The 16,712-nt window shown below is 62.2% G+C and carries 17 protein-coding genes and 2 pseudogenes; 4 read left to right on the top strand and 15 right to left on the bottom strand.

The features are described 5' to 3' along the window. Positions 1 to 77 precede the first annotated feature (77 nt). Positions 78 to 281, bottom strand: a complete 204-nt coding sequence (locus CK227_RS24740) for a hypothetical protein (protein ID WP_095774543.1) — start codon at positions 279 to 281, stop codon at positions 78 to 80. A 405-nt stretch (positions 282 to 686) separates the two neighbouring features. Continuing rightward, positions 687 to 1,286: a cupin domain-containing protein gene (locus tag CK227_RS24735; protein WP_095774544.1), complete on the bottom strand. Its 600-nt coding sequence runs from the start codon at positions 1,284 to 1,286 to the stop codon at positions 687 to 689. 881 nt (positions 1,287 to 2,167) lie between these two features. Between CK227_RS24735 and CK227_RS24730 the strand changes: the two genes are divergently transcribed. Both CK227_RS24730 and CK227_RS24725 read left to right on the top strand, forming a co-directional pair. After that, positions 2,168 to 2,458, top strand: a complete 291-nt coding sequence (locus CK227_RS24730) for a DUF982 domain-containing protein (RefSeq protein WP_095774545.1) — start codon at positions 2,168 to 2,170, stop codon at positions 2,456 to 2,458. 197 nt (positions 2,459 to 2,655) lie between these two features. Beyond that, positions 2,656 to 2,836 (top strand): annotated as a pseudogene (locus CK227_RS24725) (LysR family transcriptional regulator); the annotation flags it as partial. Here the strand turns inward: CK227_RS24725 and CK227_RS38005 are convergent. Then, the gene (locus CK227_RS38005) at positions 2,809 to 2,943 is read right to left on the bottom strand and encodes a hypothetical protein (RefSeq protein WP_348628973.1); all 135 of its coding nucleotides are present in this window, start codon (positions 2,941 to 2,943) and stop codon (positions 2,809 to 2,811) included. The pseudogene CK227_RS24725 and the gene CK227_RS38005 overlap by 28 nt on opposite strands. 134 nt (positions 2,944 to 3,077) lie before the next feature. Here CK227_RS38005 and CK227_RS38000 point away from each other — a divergent pair. After that, positions 3,078 to 3,213: pseudogene (locus CK227_RS38000) on the top strand (DUF2231 domain-containing protein); the annotation flags it as partial. 783 nt (positions 3,214 to 3,996) lie between these two features. On the opposite strand, the gene CK227_RS24705 reads toward CK227_RS38000, so the two are convergent. Further along, a complete protein-coding gene (locus CK227_RS24705) occupies positions 3,997 to 6,402 on the bottom strand; it encodes a transketolase (protein WP_095774685.1) in 2,406 nt (801 codons plus the stop codon). Between the two features lie 126 nt (positions 6,403 to 6,528). Here CK227_RS24705 and CK227_RS24700 point away from each other — a divergent pair, with 126 nt between their 5' ends. Continuing rightward, on the top strand, positions 6,529 to 6,999 hold the full coding sequence (locus CK227_RS24700; protein ID WP_095774546.1) for an Lrp/AsnC family transcriptional regulator: 471 nt from the start codon (positions 6,529 to 6,531) through the stop codon (positions 6,997 to 6,999). Between the two features lie 33 nt (positions 7,000 to 7,032). Here the strand turns inward: CK227_RS24700 and CK227_RS24695 are convergent, their stop codons facing one another. The 11 genes from CK227_RS24695 to trbB are packed head-to-tail and all read right to left on the bottom strand — an operon-like array spanning position 7,033 to position 16,653. Continuing rightward, on the bottom strand, positions 7,033 to 7,254 hold the full coding sequence (locus CK227_RS24695) for a DUF2274 domain-containing protein (protein ID WP_095774547.1): 222 nt from the start codon (positions 7,252 to 7,254) through the stop codon (positions 7,033 to 7,035). Positions 7,255 to 7,257: 3 nt separating this feature from the next. Further along, the gene (locus CK227_RS24690; protein ID WP_095774548.1) at positions 7,258 to 8,397 is read right to left on the bottom strand and encodes a TrbI/VirB10 family protein; all 1,140 of its coding nucleotides are present in this window, start codon (positions 8,395 to 8,397) and stop codon (positions 7,258 to 7,260) included. After that, a complete protein-coding gene (gene trbG, locus CK227_RS24685) occupies positions 8,394 to 9,455 on the bottom strand; it encodes a P-type conjugative transfer protein TrbG (RefSeq protein WP_095774549.1) in 1,062 nt (353 codons plus the stop codon). The genes CK227_RS24690 and trbG overlap by 4 nt, the downstream gene beginning before the upstream one ends. After that, positions 9,452 to 10,141 (bottom strand): conjugal transfer protein TrbF, encoded by a 690-nt coding sequence (gene trbF / locus CK227_RS24680; RefSeq protein WP_095774550.1) that lies wholly within the window; start codon positions 10,139 to 10,141, stop codon positions 9,452 to 9,454. The genes trbG and trbF overlap by 4 nt, the downstream gene beginning before the upstream one ends. Positions 10,142 to 10,144: 3 nt before the next feature. After that, positions 10,145 to 11,509: a P-type conjugative transfer protein TrbL gene (gene trbL, locus CK227_RS24675; protein ID WP_095774551.1), complete on the bottom strand. Its 1,365-nt coding sequence runs from the start codon at positions 11,507 to 11,509 to the stop codon at positions 10,145 to 10,147. A gap of 2 nt (positions 11,510 to 11,511) precedes the next feature. Continuing rightward, positions 11,512 to 11,823, bottom strand: a complete 312-nt coding sequence (trbK-alt, locus tag CK227_RS24670) for a putative entry exclusion protein TrbK-alt (protein WP_095774686.1) — start codon at positions 11,821 to 11,823, stop codon at positions 11,512 to 11,514. 11 nt (positions 11,824 to 11,834) lie between these two features. Then, positions 11,835 to 12,593, bottom strand: a complete 759-nt coding sequence (gene trbJ / locus CK227_RS24665) for a P-type conjugative transfer protein TrbJ (RefSeq protein ID WP_095774552.1) — start codon at positions 12,591 to 12,593, stop codon at positions 11,835 to 11,837. After that, a complete protein-coding gene (trbE, locus tag CK227_RS24660; protein WP_095774553.1) occupies positions 12,590 to 15,046 on the bottom strand; it encodes a conjugal transfer protein TrbE in 2,457 nt (818 codons plus the stop codon). Before trbE ends, trbJ begins: the two co-directional genes overlap by 4 nt. Positions 15,047 to 15,056: 10 nt before the next feature. After that, a complete protein-coding gene (locus tag CK227_RS24655; protein ID WP_095774554.1) occupies positions 15,057 to 15,338 on the bottom strand; it encodes a VirB3 family type IV secretion system protein in 282 nt (93 codons plus the stop codon). Next, the gene (locus CK227_RS24650; protein WP_095774555.1) at positions 15,338 to 15,673 is read right to left on the bottom strand and encodes a TrbC/VirB2 family protein; all 336 of its coding nucleotides are present in this window, start codon (positions 15,671 to 15,673) and stop codon (positions 15,338 to 15,340) included. Before CK227_RS24650 ends, CK227_RS24655 begins: the two co-directional genes overlap by 1 nt. Further along, entirely contained in the window at positions 15,670 to 16,653 is a 984-nt protein-coding gene (gene trbB, locus CK227_RS24645; protein ID WP_095774556.1) for a P-type conjugative transfer ATPase TrbB, read from the bottom strand. Before trbB ends, CK227_RS24650 begins: the two co-directional genes overlap by 4 nt. Positions 16,654 to 16,712: the final 59 nt, after the last annotated feature.

Below are 16,712 nucleotides of genomic sequence, written 5' to 3'. Positions count from 1 at the left end.
AGTGGATCTGGATCCCTGGCGTTTTGACCTTTTCGGCGTTAGGGATTTTTCAGCAGCGACGTCTAAGCCTGAAACTGCTAACTCGCCCACTCCCTCCGCCATTTCAGGTCGATGCCCTGGGTCAGGACCTCGGCTTCGTAACCGTGTGAGGCGGCGGCTTTCGCAGCCTTGATGGCGGCCAACACGGCATCGCCGTTGGAATGGTATGGGTATTCCTTCCCGTCGTAACGGATCTTCCAGCGGTCCCCTTCTTTGAAAACATAATACTTCGCAGCCGCCATAGGTACTCCCAGCGAAGAAGCTTGAAACCTTGCTCATGCAGCAAAGCATGACGGTAACCTCTCTACAAGCCGGCAGCCGCCCTGACCGGAGGAGAGCGTCGATGCCCGCGCCAAAAGAAATCAATTCTGGAAAGCGCGCAGCTGTCATGGACGCGGCCGAATATTCATCAATGAGGAAAGGCTCTGGGCTGCTTGCTGCGCATATCTCGAAAAAGTCGACGCCAAACGAAGTTGCACGCCCCGACCATTTCGGACTTTGCATCGTCCTCGACATTGAACGAATAATCTGGGCCGAGTACATCAAGCGCGAACATCATCGCGCGAAACACTCATACTCGCGGACCCATGCTTGCCCGTTGCGGTCGTTCACAGCCATTCAAGACATGTTTTCCCTGGTCCGAGACCTTAGCGCTTCCAACTCGTCATCAGGGAACCCTTGCTTCCGTATAGGGGGTCTTTACGAGGACGGCCAACGGTTGGGATGGTCGCGACCGCATCATCGTGCTGATCCTTGGTGGTACATTCGTCGTAAGCGCCGAACCGGGGATATGCGCCTACCACCAAAAAATCATCGGATGAAGCGAGACATTGGTGCCCGGTCCCTGCCGGGAGAATCGCCACGTCGCCGGCCTTCACCGTCAGCGTCCGCCCCTTCTTACCGCCAAACCGGACCTTGGCCGTCCCGCGCGCAACCCCTAGGACCTCGTGTATTTGCGAATGGTAGTGGACGTAGTCATAGATGCCATTTCGCCAGCTATGGTCCCAACCGTTTGTTTTGAAAATCACCTCCATGACGGCGGCCGGATCAAGCCTCTCCGGCAGCTTCACCGCACCGCGATAGATAACAAGCGGCCAGGACGGATGATTGGGCACCAGCCCGTCGTCAACAAACCGGAACTCGTTCGATTTTCGCTGCCTCACGAAGGCGGCGACTTCGTCTTTGCTCGGTGTCGCGAAACCGGTGATGGACTCGATCGCCTTTTTGGTGGTTTGCAGGATGCTCATCAATGCGGTCTCCACCGGATAGATGCAAAAGCCTTTCAGTTTAACATGCTTCAAGGTCCACCGGTTCCGCCTGCTTGGCAGGCCTGGCTCCAGTTGCCATGCAGGATAAGTGCGAAATCTGGTGGATTTCCCGACAAAAACTTTTTGCGGTCGGCATGTTCAGCTCAGACGTCGCGTGCCGCTTAACGTCCGATGACCTGGCGAATAATCTTGTCGTCGGGATCGAAGTCCCCCAAATCCTCGAACGTGACTTCGGAGCGCTGCCCAATGCACTTCAGGCAGGTTTAGAGCTCGAACCGATGTCCGATGGGTCCGGTAGGGTTCCATTGTACGTTTTTAACCAACGAGTTGCCTGCCATTCGGGGTGTTGTAGATTTCGACGGGCGGCAACCCCTCAAGAAGCCGCGGTGGCCGACGTGGGACTGTGGCAAGCTTCACCGGCATTCCTCTCCCGCGTCGTTCATTCGGGCTCGATTGCGAAGGCAACCTGCGCGGTGGTCTTGCGGTCCTGCCCGTCGTCAGGCGCGCAGGACCGCTTTTTTTTCGACAACGGGTGCGCCATTGCCACGCCCGATCAATGCGTTAAGCCGCCTCTGAGGACACCGCTGAGTTGCCGTCATAATGCCGGCATGGTTACGGACGTTCATGCCGCCCGCCGGTGAATTTCAACCCATGCCTTCCAGCTGCTTCCTCGATCGAAGCGCGCGCATCTGCGACAAAAGATCGAAGTTTAACCCAAACGGCGACCGTCATTGCTGGTTCCTTGAAGCTGGAAATCGAGCATCCAATATCTTGCGGATGGCGCCGCGAGCGAACCCGACCCATTCTGGGTGTTGGCTTTCTCGCCGCTGCCGCGATGGCAAAATTAAGTGGAGGAACGTATGGCAGACATTTTTGAACCGCCGCTGCTGGTCGACGACACATCTTTCGGCAAGAGGTCGATCCGTGATGCGATGGACGCGATCGAGTTCCTCGAAGAGTGGCCTTTTGAAAAGCGGAGCAAGTTGCATGCATGCGCTTGCGAGGCCTGCTGCGCCGCATATGATGGCCGCTGTGAGGCCAAAGCGGCTCGGGAAGCCTTCATTGCGTGGGCACGCTGGGCGGGCATAATCGCCAGTGGAGCGGCGATGTTCGAAGGTAAGGAACGGGCAGGCGTCGTCGAATTGCTCTGAGGAAGCCTTCGCCGTCGAAAAGCAATTCCTATTTTGGCGTCGGCTGGGTATCCGGCTGCTGCACATGGCCTTTAGCGGTGATCTCTTTCGATGCCGATAGGTGAGGCTCTGCTTCAAACATGGCGCCGCGGTCTCAAGCCTGTGGACGGATCTAGCACCGTCGATGCAACGCGCTAGTGCCGGCCCAGAATTTGCAACTCAATCTTCACGGCCTGAAGGGGGGAGTTGTTCAGCGGCGTCTACATGTCTCGCGATCGACTAGCCGCGTTGCGTGCGGGCACGCCTGATCCCATCCGGTGGATCGTCATAGACAATCATGGAATTCCGGACTGGGCGCGCGAGGGAGAAGTTCACACCACCGGAGCTCCGTTCAGGACTCGCCTGCCCCAAGAAGCCAGCGTGTACCGGCGATCCACGCAGGGTTGGCCGTTCAAGTCGCAAACGAGAGTCGCTACGAAGAAGGCTATCGGAAATGAAATCAGCATTGGGTGGATCGGATGGCTGCAATGCTTACCGTGCTACGCGGATTGCTGGTCATGCGACGTCTCCACAGCATGGCACACGCCATGCAAACCGGTTGCATGATCCAAAGTGCGTGCAGCCTAAACCGAACCTGGCGGCGGTGGTGCCCACTGGACTGCTGCTGTCGTTGATCGTGGTGCTCATCCTTCTGTTCACCGGTTGGATGGGTTGGGAAATGGTTACCCGAGCGTCGCGTAGGTGTCGCTGACGACGGCTCAGGTGAGGTGCACTGATCGGCCAGCGCCACCGCGATCTCGAGACACTCAATCGTGGCGGCGCAGAGTAGCGCCGAAGAGCCTTCGCCTTGGCGAAATACCAAGTTCTTCAAAGCCGGGTATCTGTTGCGATGACATGTTGTCGATCTGAATCAGTTCCACTTGATTCGGTGTGACGGATGAACTCGCAAGCATTTGCGCCGTCGATACCAATACGTGCCAAGCAGCAAATGGCACTGGAACGAGAATGGGTGTAAGGCCGGCTGGGTGTGCAACGGTTCTGAGAAGTTCCTTATAGAAGTAGACGCCAGGACCGCCGCATTGATCGCACGCGTTTCCGACTCTGCAACGCTCCTACGGTCGCCTCTGCCACATCGTCCACATAAGCCGGTCGCAATCTTGGGCCGTGACCGAACATCGGATAGCAGTGTGCGCGAAGGCAAGCAGCTTGTTTTCGAGAAGCTTCAGAAGAATGCTGCCGACGACCGCAGCTTTTCTGAACCTGCTCAAAGCTCCAGAAAATCGTGGGCAATTGTGTTCCGCTCCTCGTCACGGAAGCCGGCCCTGAGATGCTGCAGGTTGAATGGGCTCGCGCGCAGCAGGCTCTCGAGGCCGCCAACGTGCTGGAAGATGTCAACGAGAAGCGACGGCGCTTGGCGGCGCGACAGAACCTTCCGTAGGCCACTTGGGGGTCCGCTGCTTTGAGCTTGCGCAAATATCGGCTATTCATTGGACCTTGAAGGTAAATCCGTGTTCCGCCACCAGACAGATCATGGATGTGTTGGGTCATGATGAGATCGATCACGCGGGCGGAAAGCAGTCGACGCGCACATGCCTGATTGGCCTGCCACCGGAGATCGCCTCTGCCGCGCGCGCTATTCCCTGAGCATCGATGCCATAGTGCCGATAAAGATGGGCGATAGTGCCGGTCTGCCCGAAATGCTCAACGCCAAGCGGTCGAACGCGGTGACCCGCGACAGATCCCATCCAAGCAAGTGTCACCGGATGACCGTCAACGACTGTGATCAGCGTGCAGTTCGTAGGCACCTGGTCCAAGAGTCTCTCGACATGGCTTCTTGCGTGAATAACGCCACGTTCTCGCGCAAGTAGGGCCGCGGTCCAGCCGGCGTTGAGCCGGTCGGCCGAGGTGACAGCAAGCAGCCCGACATCTCGCCTGTCCTCGCCCATCAAGCCAACTGCCTCAATGGCTTCGGGAGCAACGGCCCCGGTGTAAATCACCACGACTTCCGAGTTCGGACCAGGCTCGCGCATCCAGTAGCCGCCGTTGACGATATGCCGGGAAAGCTCCGGCCCGATCTCGCGGCTCGGCTGTTCGATCGAGCGCGTAGACAGCCTGCAATAGACAGAGCCGCCAACGGCGTCCCGTAGCCAGGTGGTCTCATCGGGCTCGGCATCTCCCGAGCGCTGAACATAGTCAAACGAGAACCGCATGATCGTCGCCAGCTCGTCGACGAAGGCGGGCTCGAAAGTGGCCAGACCATCCTGCGCCATACCGATGAGCGGCGTTGCTATCGACTGGTGGGCGCCGCCTTCCGGCGCCAGCGTCACGCCTGAGGGTGTCGCGGCCACGATGAAGCGAGCGTCCTGGTAGCAGGCGTAGTTCAACGCATCGAGCCCGCGCTCGATGAATGGGTCATAGAGCGTTCCAACCGGCAACAGACGTTCGCCGAAGACCGAGTGTGAAAGGCCGAGCGCCGAAAGCAGGATGAAGAGATTCATTTCGGCAATGCCGAGTTCGATGTGTTGTCCCTTGGGTGAGAAATCCCAGTTGAAAGTCGATGGAATTCGTTCCTTGCGAAAGAGATCGGCCATCTCGTTGCGCGCAAACAGCCCACGGCGGTTTACCCAGGCGCCAAGATTGGTCGAGACGGTGACGTCCGGCGACGTCGTAACGATGCGCCTCGCGAATTCGTCCTCCCGCTTGCTGATCTCATGCATCAGCAAGCCGAAACCCTGCTGGGTCGACATTTGCGGTTGCAGAGGCACATTTAGGACGGCAGGCACATCGATATGGACCGATGTGTAGCGTCTTCTGCCTTTGGCATTGAAGGGGGCGTTGCGGACAAAATCAGAGATATCCGACACTTGCGAAAGACCTTCGTAAGGTTCCCACTCCCTGCCCGCCCTGACGCCGTGTGCAGCGCGCAACTCGTCAATCTGGGCCTTGGTCATCAGCCCGGCATGATTGTCCTTGTGGCCGGCCAGCGGCAAACCAAAGCCCTTGACGGTGTAGGCGATGAAGCAAACCGGTCGATCATGCGTGCGCGCGTTGGCGAAGGCCTCGACCAGTGTCGGCAAGTCGTGACCACCTAGATTGGTCATCAGCCGAGCCAACTCTTCGTCGCTGCGGCTCTCTATGAGCTTGGATACCGCACCCTGGTCGCCGATATCGTCAAGCAGGCGTTTTCGCCACGCCGCGCCGCCTTGATACGTCAGCGCGGAATAGAGCTGGTTAGGACAATGATCCAGCCATTGTTTGAGCGTCGCGCCGCCCGCCTCTGAGAAAGCCGCTTCCAGCAAGTGGCCGTATTTGACCAGGACCACGTCCCAGCCGAAGTTCCTGAACAGCGACTCGAACCGTTCCCACAGGCCTTCGCGCACGACCGCGTCGAGGCTTTGCCGGTTGTAGTCCACGATCCACCATGTGTTGCGAAGGCCATGCTTCCACCCCTCCAGAAGCGCCTCGAAGATATTGCCCTCGTCCATCTCGGCGTCGCCGATCAGGGCGACCATCTTTCCAACCGGCAGTTGCGCGCCCAATCCCTTGGCGTGAAGATAATCCTGCACAATCGACGCAAACAGCGTCTGGGCAACGCCCAGGCCAACGGAACCGGTCGAGAAGTCGACGTCGTCGGCATCCTTTGTCCGCGAGGGATAGGATTGGGCCCCTTTGTAGCCGCGAAAATTCTCCAGCTTTTCGCGGCTCTGATTGCCGAAAAGATACTGGATGGCGTGAAACACCGGACTGGCGTGCGGCTTGACCGCAACCCTGTCCCGCGGCCGAAGAACCGCGAAGTAGAGAACCGTCATAATCGTCGCCAGCGAAGCGGACGATGACTGGTGGCCGCCGACCTTCAGCCCGTCTTCGTTGGGCCGGATGTGATTGGCGTTGTGGATCATCCAGGTGGAGAGCCACAGCACCTTTTTCTCCAGCGCCGCCAGCAATTTGAGCTGTTGTGTGTCCATCTTCGCCGCCCTCATTTGACGGACCCGACCATAGACCACCACCAAAAGCGATTTTGGCCAATTTGCGCTGTAAAATGCCACACGATTGGCTATATCAGCGAACCTTGCCGGCTCTGGAGACCAAAAATGTCAAGCATGGCTCTCGATGATATTGACCGCAAGATCCTGACAGTCTTGCAATCCAACGCGCATGCGACAAGCGAGCAACTGAGCGAGGCGGTGGGATTGTCACCGTCCCCCTGTGCCCGCAGGGTCCGCAATCTGGAAGCGGCCGGTGTCATTACAAGCTATGTCGCGATCGTCGATCAGTTGAAAGTCGGATTGCCCATCAGCGTATTCGCCTCGATCAAGCTCGAGCGGCAGCGCGAAGAGGAACTCGACCGTTTCGCGAAGGCCGTCCAACGCTGGCCGGAAATCGTCGAGTGCTACCTGATGACAGGACAGCGTGACTATCTGTTGCGCATTGTCGTAAAGGACCTGCAGGCCTATGAGGCCTTTCTGAAGCGCACCCTCACCCGGCTCGAAGGGGTCGCTTCGATAGAATCGAGCTTTGCCTTGGGGCAAGTGAAGCACGCGCAACCGCTGCCTATCGAGTAGACCCTTGACGTGCGCTTTGGCGGCGTCCCTGGATCAGGGCTTCTCTTTCTTGGCTTTCGCAAAGCCGCGATCGGTCGCGATGAACCGCTCAAGCATCGGCGCGATCAGACGCAAAGGATCAGCAGAGGGTTGCCCCACCTCGCGCCCGAGAATCTCTGCATATCTCACCAGGTCGCGATGCAGCGGAGCCGGCAACTCCACCGTGATCTTGACCGGCCTGTCGTCGGTGATCGCAGCCAGTTTCAACTTGGCCATTCTTCAGCCTCCGTAAGGTTCAAGCACAAGGTCGCGGGTGACGAGGACGCGAACCGGGAATCCCGGTCTGATCGCAAGCGTTGGCGCGATGTCGAGCTGGCGCTGGACGATCTGCTGGCCGACCCGACTGACGCTGTCGGAGGCGCCGTCTCGCAGCGCGCGCGCAATTTCGCTTTCCTGGCCGGACGAGCCCGCCTGCGCGCCGACGCTCAGGAGCGTCGACAGCGTCGCTGCCTTGAACAGCTCTCCCCAATGGTAGTCGACACCATCCTCTAGACCGGCATAGCCCTGCGGATCCGTGCCGGGCTGCCGTTCCAGAACGATGGAGTGTCCATCGGGAAAAATCAGCCGGTTCCAGACAAGCAGCACGCGGCTTTGCCCGAACCCAACCCCGTTGTCGTACTGGCCTACAATGCGTGTTCCCTGTGGAATGAGCAGCGCCCGGCCGGTCGGGCTGTCACAGACATTCTCCGTTACCTGGGCGCTGATTTGGCCGGGCAGATCCGAGCGGATGCCTGTGACGAGCGCAGCCGGGATTACAGCGCCGGCCTGGAGCACATAAGGTGACGCCGGGGGCATGACGCGATCGGGAGCCACGGTCTGGCGATCCGCCGCGGTGTTGAGGAAAGCGGATTGGCGGTCCTGCGCATTCGGCTGGCCGGCCTGCCCGGCGAGCTCGCCGAGGTTTGGCATGGCAAGCGATCCAGATGTATCGGCGATCGTTGCGCTTCCTTGTCCTTCCTGGAAGAAGACATGCGACGTTCTGGCCGCCTCCTCTTCTGCCACCCGGCGCTGCTCTGCCTCGTCCACCGCGGGGGTCGCGATCATCGGTGACTGTCCCTTGTTTTGCGCATCGAGGATCGGCCTGCCGAGATCGCCAGGCAGCGGCGGCCCGAGGATCGGGCCGGAATAGTCGCGCGGCAAGCTTGCCAACCCATCGGCGGGCTGACGATTTGACGTCGAAATCAGCTCGTCGCCTTGTTTGCTCGTGTCGCCGTCCCGCAGAGCGTACACCAGCGCAACGCCAATGCTGAGCGAGGTGGCCAAGCCTATACTGGCGAGCACCTTGCGCGACAGGCGGGTCACGCGCGGCGGGTCGGCGCGAAGCCGCATCGGTTCGGCGGCAACATCGCTATCGGTCATGGCTGCTCCCCTCCGCCTGTTTTTGCGCCGGCCGTTCCAACGCGGCCGACGCTCGGCATTTGCCGCAGCCGGCCCTGTGCTCGTCCGTCGAGTCGGACAATCCTTACCGTCTGCTGCCGCTTGCCGCTGCCAAGACGCAGTTCGGCCGCGCCGAAGAGGCGGTCGACGATCAGGATGTTCTGGTAGACGCGGCTGTTGGCGATCTCGGCTTCGCCGTCCGGGCCGATGACGAAGATCGGCGGCATCTCGCCTTGCACGATTCCACGCGGAAACGCGACATAAACCTTGCGGCCATCGTCAAAGACGCTGACGGGCTTCCAGGGTGGCGCATCGCCTGTCAGGCCGTAGCGGTAATTGCGCGCGGCCATGTCGGGTATCACCGGCGTCGTCGGGATGGCTTGTCGCGAACCGGCCCGCGGCGCCGGGTAGGACCATGCGACGGCGGGCATGTAGGTCTTGGCCCCCGCGCGCAGTTCGAGCATATAGCTGCGCCGATCCGTGGCGATGACGAGATTGGTCTTGATGTCGGCCCGCGAGGGTTTCACCAGGACATGCACGCGCCGGGTAATGCCCGATCCGCTTTCGGTGTCACCGATGATCCAACGCGCCGTATCCCCTGCCGCGATCGGACCCTCGCCTGCAAGGCTCTCGCCGGGCTCGAGAGCTATGTCGGTTATCTGACCGGGTGAGGCATAGACCTGATAGAGCGCGCCCTCGCTCCAGGGATAGATCTGGATGGCGTTGTAGTAGCCCTTCCGGCGCGGCTCTACACGCGCTACGGCATTGGCGTTCTCCACCCGCGCGGTCGGTGTGTTGCCGGCGCCACCGCCACGCGCGGGAGCCCAGGCCGGGGGCATGAGCAGCGGCCTTGGTCGTTCTTCGCGTGCGATCTTCGGCAGAGCGGCCAAGGGCGGCACATAGGGATCGTAGCGGATGTTCGGCGGCTTTGTTGGCGTCGCGGCGCACCCTGCGAGGAATGCTGCTGCCGACACCAGCGCGGTCGACAGCAGGTATCCTCTGAGTGAAGGGACAGCGACAACACGCAATCTGAGGCTCATTGGCTCATCTCCCGCGACCAGTTGATGGCGTTGACGTAGATTCCGAGCGGATTGGCGCGAAGCCGTTCCGCGTCGCTCGGCGGCTGCATGACGATTGTCAGGATTCCGGTCCAGCGCTCCGTTCCCGAGAGCTGCCCATGGTCGTAGTGCCGCTCGATCCAGGCGACACGAAACGAATCCGGCGAGGCGCGGATGACCGACGACACCTCTACCGAAACCTGCTGCTTGCCGACCTTGGAGAACGGATCGTTGGCGCGAGCGTAGTTGTTGAGCGCGGCGGCACCCTGGTCGGTGGTCCATTCGTAGGCACGCAGCCAGTCCTGGCGCACGATGATCGCATCAGAAGGGATGGAGCGCACCTGTTCGACGAAACGGGCGAGATGCCACGCAATCTGAGGATCGGTCGGCTTGTAGCCGGCGATCGCGGGCGCGGTCGCCTGCGCCTGTCCCAGCGCATCGACCTGCACCACCCAGGGCACGACAGTGCCACGCGCCGACAGCCAGACAAGGGCGGCGGCGAGGCTGGTCGACAGGATCAGCGACCCGAAAGCCATGGCACGCCAGTTCCTTGCCTGAACGCGCGCGGAACCGATGCGCTCATCCCAGATTTGCGCTGCCTTCTGATAAGGCGTTTCCGGTCGAGGGATCTTGCCGTAGTGAACGGCTGGGCGCCGAAAGACATTCATTGGTTATTCGCCTTCAGAAAGAGAAATCGAAGCGCCGCCGCCGTGGCTGTCGCCGCCCCGCACGGCATGGGCGGCAGTCTGGGCGCCGTGTGACAGACGCTGGGATCGCTGCAGGCGTTTGGCCCATTCGGGCTGGGTGCCGGATGGATTGCCGACCCAGGAAGAAGGAACCGTAGGCGGCGAAGCGGCATTGCCAACCGTACCCATGGTTGAAGATCCACCAGTGATCCCGGCCGCCGAACTGGCGCCGGCGGTGAAGCTCGCCTTGAATGACTGGCCGGCGCGTGCCGCGGCGCGCTTGAGTGGTGAAACGGCAGCGGAGGCGCCGGCGCTTGCGATGCCGCCCGCGCCGGAGGCGAGGCCGGCGGCGCCGGCCTGTCCGGCCGCCGCGAGCATGAAAGCCGCCGAGCCGCCACCGGCGAGCGCGGTCGCGCCGCGCGCTGCCGACGCCGCTCCCGAAAACGCTGACGCCCCGCCCCGCGCCGCCAGACCGGCTGCGCCGAACCCGGCAAGCGTCATGCCACCCGCTGCAAGACCGGTGGCGACGGCCGCGCCGGCGCCGAGCTGCGGTCCGCCTGAGACAATGCCGTTCGCGATCCCGGGGCCGAATATGCCGAGGCCAAGCAACGACAGCGCCGCCAGAACAATCGCCATGGCTTGATCGATGGTCGGGCTCTCGCCGCCAAAGCCTTGGGTAAATTCCCCAAACAGCGTCGAGCCGATACCGATGACGACGGCCAGCACCAGCACCTTGATACCGGACGAGATGACGTTGCCAAGCACCCGCTCGGCCATGAAGGCCGTCTTGCCGAAGAGACCAAACGGGATGAGGACGAAGCCAGCCAGCGTCGACAGCTTGAATTCGATCAGCGTGACGAAAAGCTGCACGGACAGGATGAAGAAGGCGAGCAGCACCAGCGCCCAGGCGAAGAGCAGGCAGGCGATCTGGATGAAATTCTCGAAGAAGGAGACATAGCCCATCAGGCCCGAGATGGCTTCGAGCAACGGCCGCCCGGCATCGAGGCCGGTTTGCGCCACCTTGCCGGGCCGCAGCAGGTCCTCGACCGTGAAGGAGGTGCCGCTGGCTTTCAGGCCAAGACCTGAGAAACTTTCAAAAACGATGCGCGCCAGGCTGTTCCAGTTGGAAATCAGATAGGCGAAGACACCGACGAAAAGCGTCTTCTTGATGAGCCGGGCCAGAATGTCGTCATCGGCGCCCCAGCTCCAGAAAAGCGCGGCAAGCGTCACGTCGATGACGATGAGCGTGGTAGCGACGAAGGCGACTTCGCCGCCGAGCAGGCCGAAGCCGCTGTCGATATAGCGCGTGAACGTAGCGAGGAACTGGTCAATGACGCCGGTGTTGCCCATGTCTATCGTTTCCCTTGGCCACTCGAACCTGGGGCGCCCAATGCCTGGCCCGCCGACGGTGATCTGAAGCCGAGGAAGCGATCACGTTGCGCGGCCCACAGGCGCGAACAATCCTTGTCAAGGAGCGCGGCCTCGCCAAGGCTCTGGCAGTGGCGAAGGCCTTCACGCAGCGCACTTGGCGCCAGCGTGACCGGGGCCGGCGAACCAGAACCGTCCGGCGTTTGCCTGTCGCGGGTCATTTCGAGCGGGGCAGCCGCGATCGCCGCCGCGACGAAGACGACGGCGCCCAGGCGAAGGAGTATCTTGCCATCCACGTCGCGCAACCTCAGCGGTTGAACATCGCGCCATTGCCGGCCTGGTAGCCGGATCCGGCGCGCAAAAAGCGACGACGCTGCTCGCGTCCCTGTTCGGCGGCCGCGGAGCGTTCCGCTTCGCTCAACGCCGCGGCGCGGCCGTTGGCGGCGACAACAGCCGTCAGGTCAGCGAGCTGCTGGGCCTGCAGCGCCAGAAGCTGATTGCCGGCTTGCGTCGCCTGCAGCGCGCCCGTCGCCGATTGGCTGGCTCCGACCAGCGACGACATCTGCACGCGGTTGGTGTCGATGTTTGCGACGGCTCCCGCCTGCACACGCATGGCGTCCTGAAGACCACCGACTGTATTTTGCCATCGCGAGCGCGCGTCCGCGACAAGCTGCTGCTCCGGCGCGGACAGGGAAACCTTCCCGTATTTCTCCTGGAACATCCTGTCGACCTGCTCGACATTGAAGGCGATGTTCTGCGCCTGGTTGAGCAGCTGTTGCGTGCGTTGTACCGATTGCTGCAGCGCCTGCAGTGAAGAGAAGGGCAAGCTCGCGAGATTGCGGCCCTGGTTGATCAGCATCTGCGCCTGGTTCTGCAGCGAGGTGATCTGGTTCGTCACCTGCTGAAGCGACCGCGCGGCCGTCAGAACGTTCTGGGCGTAGTTGGAAGGATCGAAAACGATGAACGCCTGGGCTGGCGTTGTCAGCAGCACCGGTGCGATCGCGAGCGGCGCGCAGAGCATGGCGCCAAGGGCAAGAGAGCGCGCGCGCAAACGATAAGTATTCATGACTGAGACTCCTTTTGCGTTTGTAGGTTCAGGTTAGAAAGCCCGGCAATGAGGTCAGCGGCCCAGCCAACGTCTCGGGCGCGCAGCCAGGCCGGCAGGAAGTCGTCGCGACCATGTTCGGCCACGATGCTGGCGATCAGGGCCTGATCCGCCTTGGAGGATGCAGCGCAAAGCGCGAGGCCGATTTCGGAGAGGCCCAGTTCGAACAGCCGATTGCCGCGCCGCGACTGGCAGTAATAGTCGCGCTTGGGCGTCGCGCGCGCCAGGATTTCTATCTGGCGATCGTTGAGACCGAAGCGGCGATAGATATCCGTGATCTGCGGCTCGATCGCGCGCTCGTTCGGCAGCAACAGCCTGGTCGGACAACTTTCGATGATCGCCGGCGCGATGTTCGAACTGTCGATGTCGGACAGCGACTGGGTGGCGAAGACGACGCTGGCGTTCTTCTTGCGCAACGTCTTCAGCCATTCGCGCAATTGACCGGCGAACCCCGCATCGTCGAGGGCAAGCCAGCCTTCGTCGATGATGAGCAGCGTCGGACGGCCGTCGAGCCGGTCGCCTATGCGATGGAACAGGTAGGAGAGCACGGCTGGTGCGGCTTGCGTGCCGATGAGGCCCTCGATTTCGAACGCCTGCACGGATGCGTGTCCGAGATGTTCGGTCTCGGCGTCAAGCAGCCGGCCGTAAGGGCCGCCAACACAATAGGGGCGCAGCGCCTGCTTCAGCTCATTGGCCTGCAACAGCACGCTAACGCCAGTGAGGGTGCGTTCCTCGACCGGCGCCGACGCAAGCGATGTCAGCGCGGCCCAGATATGCTCCTTGGCATCTGGATTAATCTGGAGGCCCTGGCGTGTGAGCATCGCGACGATCCAGTCGGCGGCCCAGGCGCGCTCATATGTGTCGTGAATGCGGGCCAGCGGCTGCAGCGAAACGGATGCCTCCACGCTCTCGGCAAGCCCGCCACCCAGATCGTGCCAGTCACCGCGCATAGCGAGCGCGGCGGCGCGGATCGAACCGCCGAAGTCGAAGGCGAAAACCTGGGCCTTGTCGTAGCGGCGGAACTGCAGGGCCATCAGCGCGAGCAGCACCGACTTGCCGGCGCCTGTAGGGCCAACGACCAGGGTATGGCCGACATCGCCGACATGCAGGACCAACCGGAATGGGGTCGAGCCTTCTGTCTTGCCGTAAAGCAAGGGAGGACTGACCAGATGCTCGTCCCGTTCCGGCCCCGCCCACACGGCAGAGAGTGGGACCATGTGAGCAAGATTGAGCGTTGAGACGGGAGGCTGGCGGACGTTGGCATAGGCGTGCCCGGGCAAGGAGCCGAGCCAGGCCTCGACGGCGTTGACAGTCTCGATGATTGTCGTGAAGTCGCGACCCTGGATGACTTTCTCGACAAGCCGCAATTTCTCGTCAGCCACGCGCGGGTCGGCATCCCATACAGCGACGGTCGCGGTGACATAGGCCATGCCCGACATGTCGGCGCCGAGTTCCTGCAGCGCCTCGTCGGCGTCCGCCGCCTTGTTGGCGGCGTCGGTGTCGACGAGCACGGACGTCTCGTTGGTCATCACCTCCTTGAGGATCGAGGCAATGCTCTTGCGCTTGGCAAACCACTGGCGCCGGATCCTGGTCAGGAGCCTGGCGGCATCGGTCTTGTCGAGCAGGATCGCCCGCGTCGCCCAGCGGTACGGGAAGGCGAGCCGATTGAGATCGTCAAGCAGGCCGGGCGTTGTCGCGGTCGGGAAGCCGACGATGGTCAGCACGCGAAGATGCTGGTGGCCAAGGCGTGGCTCGAGGCCGCCCGTCAGCACCTCATCGGCCACGAGCGCATCGAGGTAGATCGGCGTCTCGGGAACCCGCAACCGGTGGCGTTTGGTCGAGACCGTCGAATGCAGATAGGTCAGCGTTTGTCCGTCATCGAGCCACTGGCATTCAGGCATGAATCCGTCGAGCAGGGACAGCACGCGCTCTGTCCGGTCGACAAAGGCGCGCAGGATCGCGCGAGGATCCACGCTTGATTGCTCGCGACCTTCGTAAAGCCATCCTTCGGCACGCGCCGCGTCTTCAGGCGGCGGCAGGAAAAGCAAGGTTAGAAAGTAGCTCGAGACGAAATGAACCCCCGCTTCTTCGAAATTGGCTTTGCGCTCGGCGTCGAGCAGGCCGGAGGCGGCGTCGGGAAACTGGGTCTCGGGATACGTCGCGGCTTCATGGCGCTGCGCCTCGACGAAGATGCTCCAGCCCGACCCGAGGCGACGAAAGGCATTGTTGATGCGCGAGGCCACCGCAACCAGTTCGGCTGCAACGGCGGAATCGAGATCGGGGCCACGAAACGTCGCGGTGCGCTGGAAGCTGCCGTCCTTGTTGAGTACGACACCGGGCGCGACAAGGGCGACCCAGGGCAGATAATCGGCCAGGCCGCTGGCGGTCCGACGATATTCGGCAAGGTTCATCATGCCGAGACCCTCAAACCGAAAGATGTGCGGGCAGCCGCAGGTGCCGGCGCCCGACTTCGAAAAACAGCGGATCGCGCCTGGCGGCCCAGACCGCCGTGAAATGGCCGAGCGCCCAGATGATGAGACCGACCAGCCAGAGCCTCAGCCCAAGGCCGACCGCACCGGCAAGCGTGCCGTTCAGGATCGCGATGGCGCGTGGCGCGCCGCCAAGCAGGATGTGCTCGGTCAGCGCGCGGTGAACGGGGACCGTCCAGCCCGGCACGGCATCGAGTTGTTCGAAAGCCGGTGCCATCAGATCAACGCCCCGCCGCCGAAAGAAAAGAACGACAGAAAGAAGCTCGATGCGGCAAAGGCGATCGAGAGGCCAAAGACGATCTGGATCAGCCGCCTAAAACCGCCAGAGGAGTCGCCAAACGCCAGCGTCAGGCCCGTGACGATGATGATGATGACGGCGATGATCTTGGAGACCGGCCCTTCGATCGATTGCAGGATCTTCTCGAGCGGCTGTTCCCACGGCATCGACGAGCCTGACGCATGGGCTACCGGCGCGAGCATGAAGCTGACGGCAAGGGTGATCCCGGCCGTGGTCGCGAGGTTGCGGGATGCGCGCGCAAGTGTGCGGATCATGAGTTCTCTCCTGTGTTGTTCAAGGTGGCTTCAACGGTGCAGTAGTCGCCATCAGGACCGAGCCCCTTGACGCGCGTGAGTTCGGCCAGCCGCCGTGCGGAACCGCGTCCGGCAAGGACCGCAACAAGGTCGATCGTGTCGGCAATCAGCGCGCGTGGGACGGTGACGACGGCTTCCTGGATAAGCTGTTCCAGCCGGCGGAGCGCGCCGATCCCGGAACCGGCATGCAAGGTGCCGATACCGCCGGGGTGCCCGGTGCCCCAGGCCTTGAGCAGGTCGAGCGCCTCGGCGCCGCGCACCTCGCCGATGGGGATGCGGTCGGGCCGCAGGCGCAACGAGGAGCGAACCAGATCGGAGAGCGTGGCGACGCCATCCTTGGTGCGCATGGCGACAAGGTTGGGAGCGGCACATTGCAGTTCGCGCGTGTCCTCGATGATGACGACCCGGTCCGTTCCCTTCGCCACCTCGGCGAGCAGCGCGTTGGTCAGCGTCGTCTTGCCGGTCGAGGTGCCGCCGGCAACGAGGATGTTTGCGCGGCCAGCAACGGCGGCATGCAGGATTGCGGCCTGGGCGCGGGTCATGACGCCTGTCGCGACATAGTCATCGAGCGTGAATACGGCGACCGCGGGTTTGCGGATCGCGAAGGCAGGTGCTGCGACGACCGGCGGCAACAAGCCTTCGAAACGCTCGCCGGTTTCCGGCAACTCCGCCGAGACCCGGGGGGAACGGGGATGCACTTCGGCGCCGACATGATGCGCGACGAGCCGCACGATCCGCTCACCATCGGCAGGAGTCAGCGTTTCCCCCGTATCGGAGAGGCCTTGCGAAAGCCTGTCCACCCAGATGCGGCCATCTGGGTTCAGCATCACTTCCACGATACCGGCGTCGTCAAGGAACCGGGCGATGGCCGGCCCGAGCGCGGTGCGCAGCATGCGCGAACTGCGTGTGTGTCCTTCGGTGTTGTTGTACGAGATGACCATCTTGTTCCCGTCCGAGCCGGGAACACGTCAAAAAGCCCCGGTCGCGGGATGATCAAAAG

Origin of the sequence: Mesorhizobium sp. WSM4308 (assembly GCF_002294905.1) — a bacterium.
In the GTDB taxonomy this organism is placed as follows: Bacteria; Pseudomonadota; Alphaproteobacteria; order Rhizobiales; family Rhizobiaceae; genus Mesorhizobium.
Note: the sequence above shows the minus strand (reverse complement) of the source record. Positions and strands in the feature narration are given on the sequence as shown.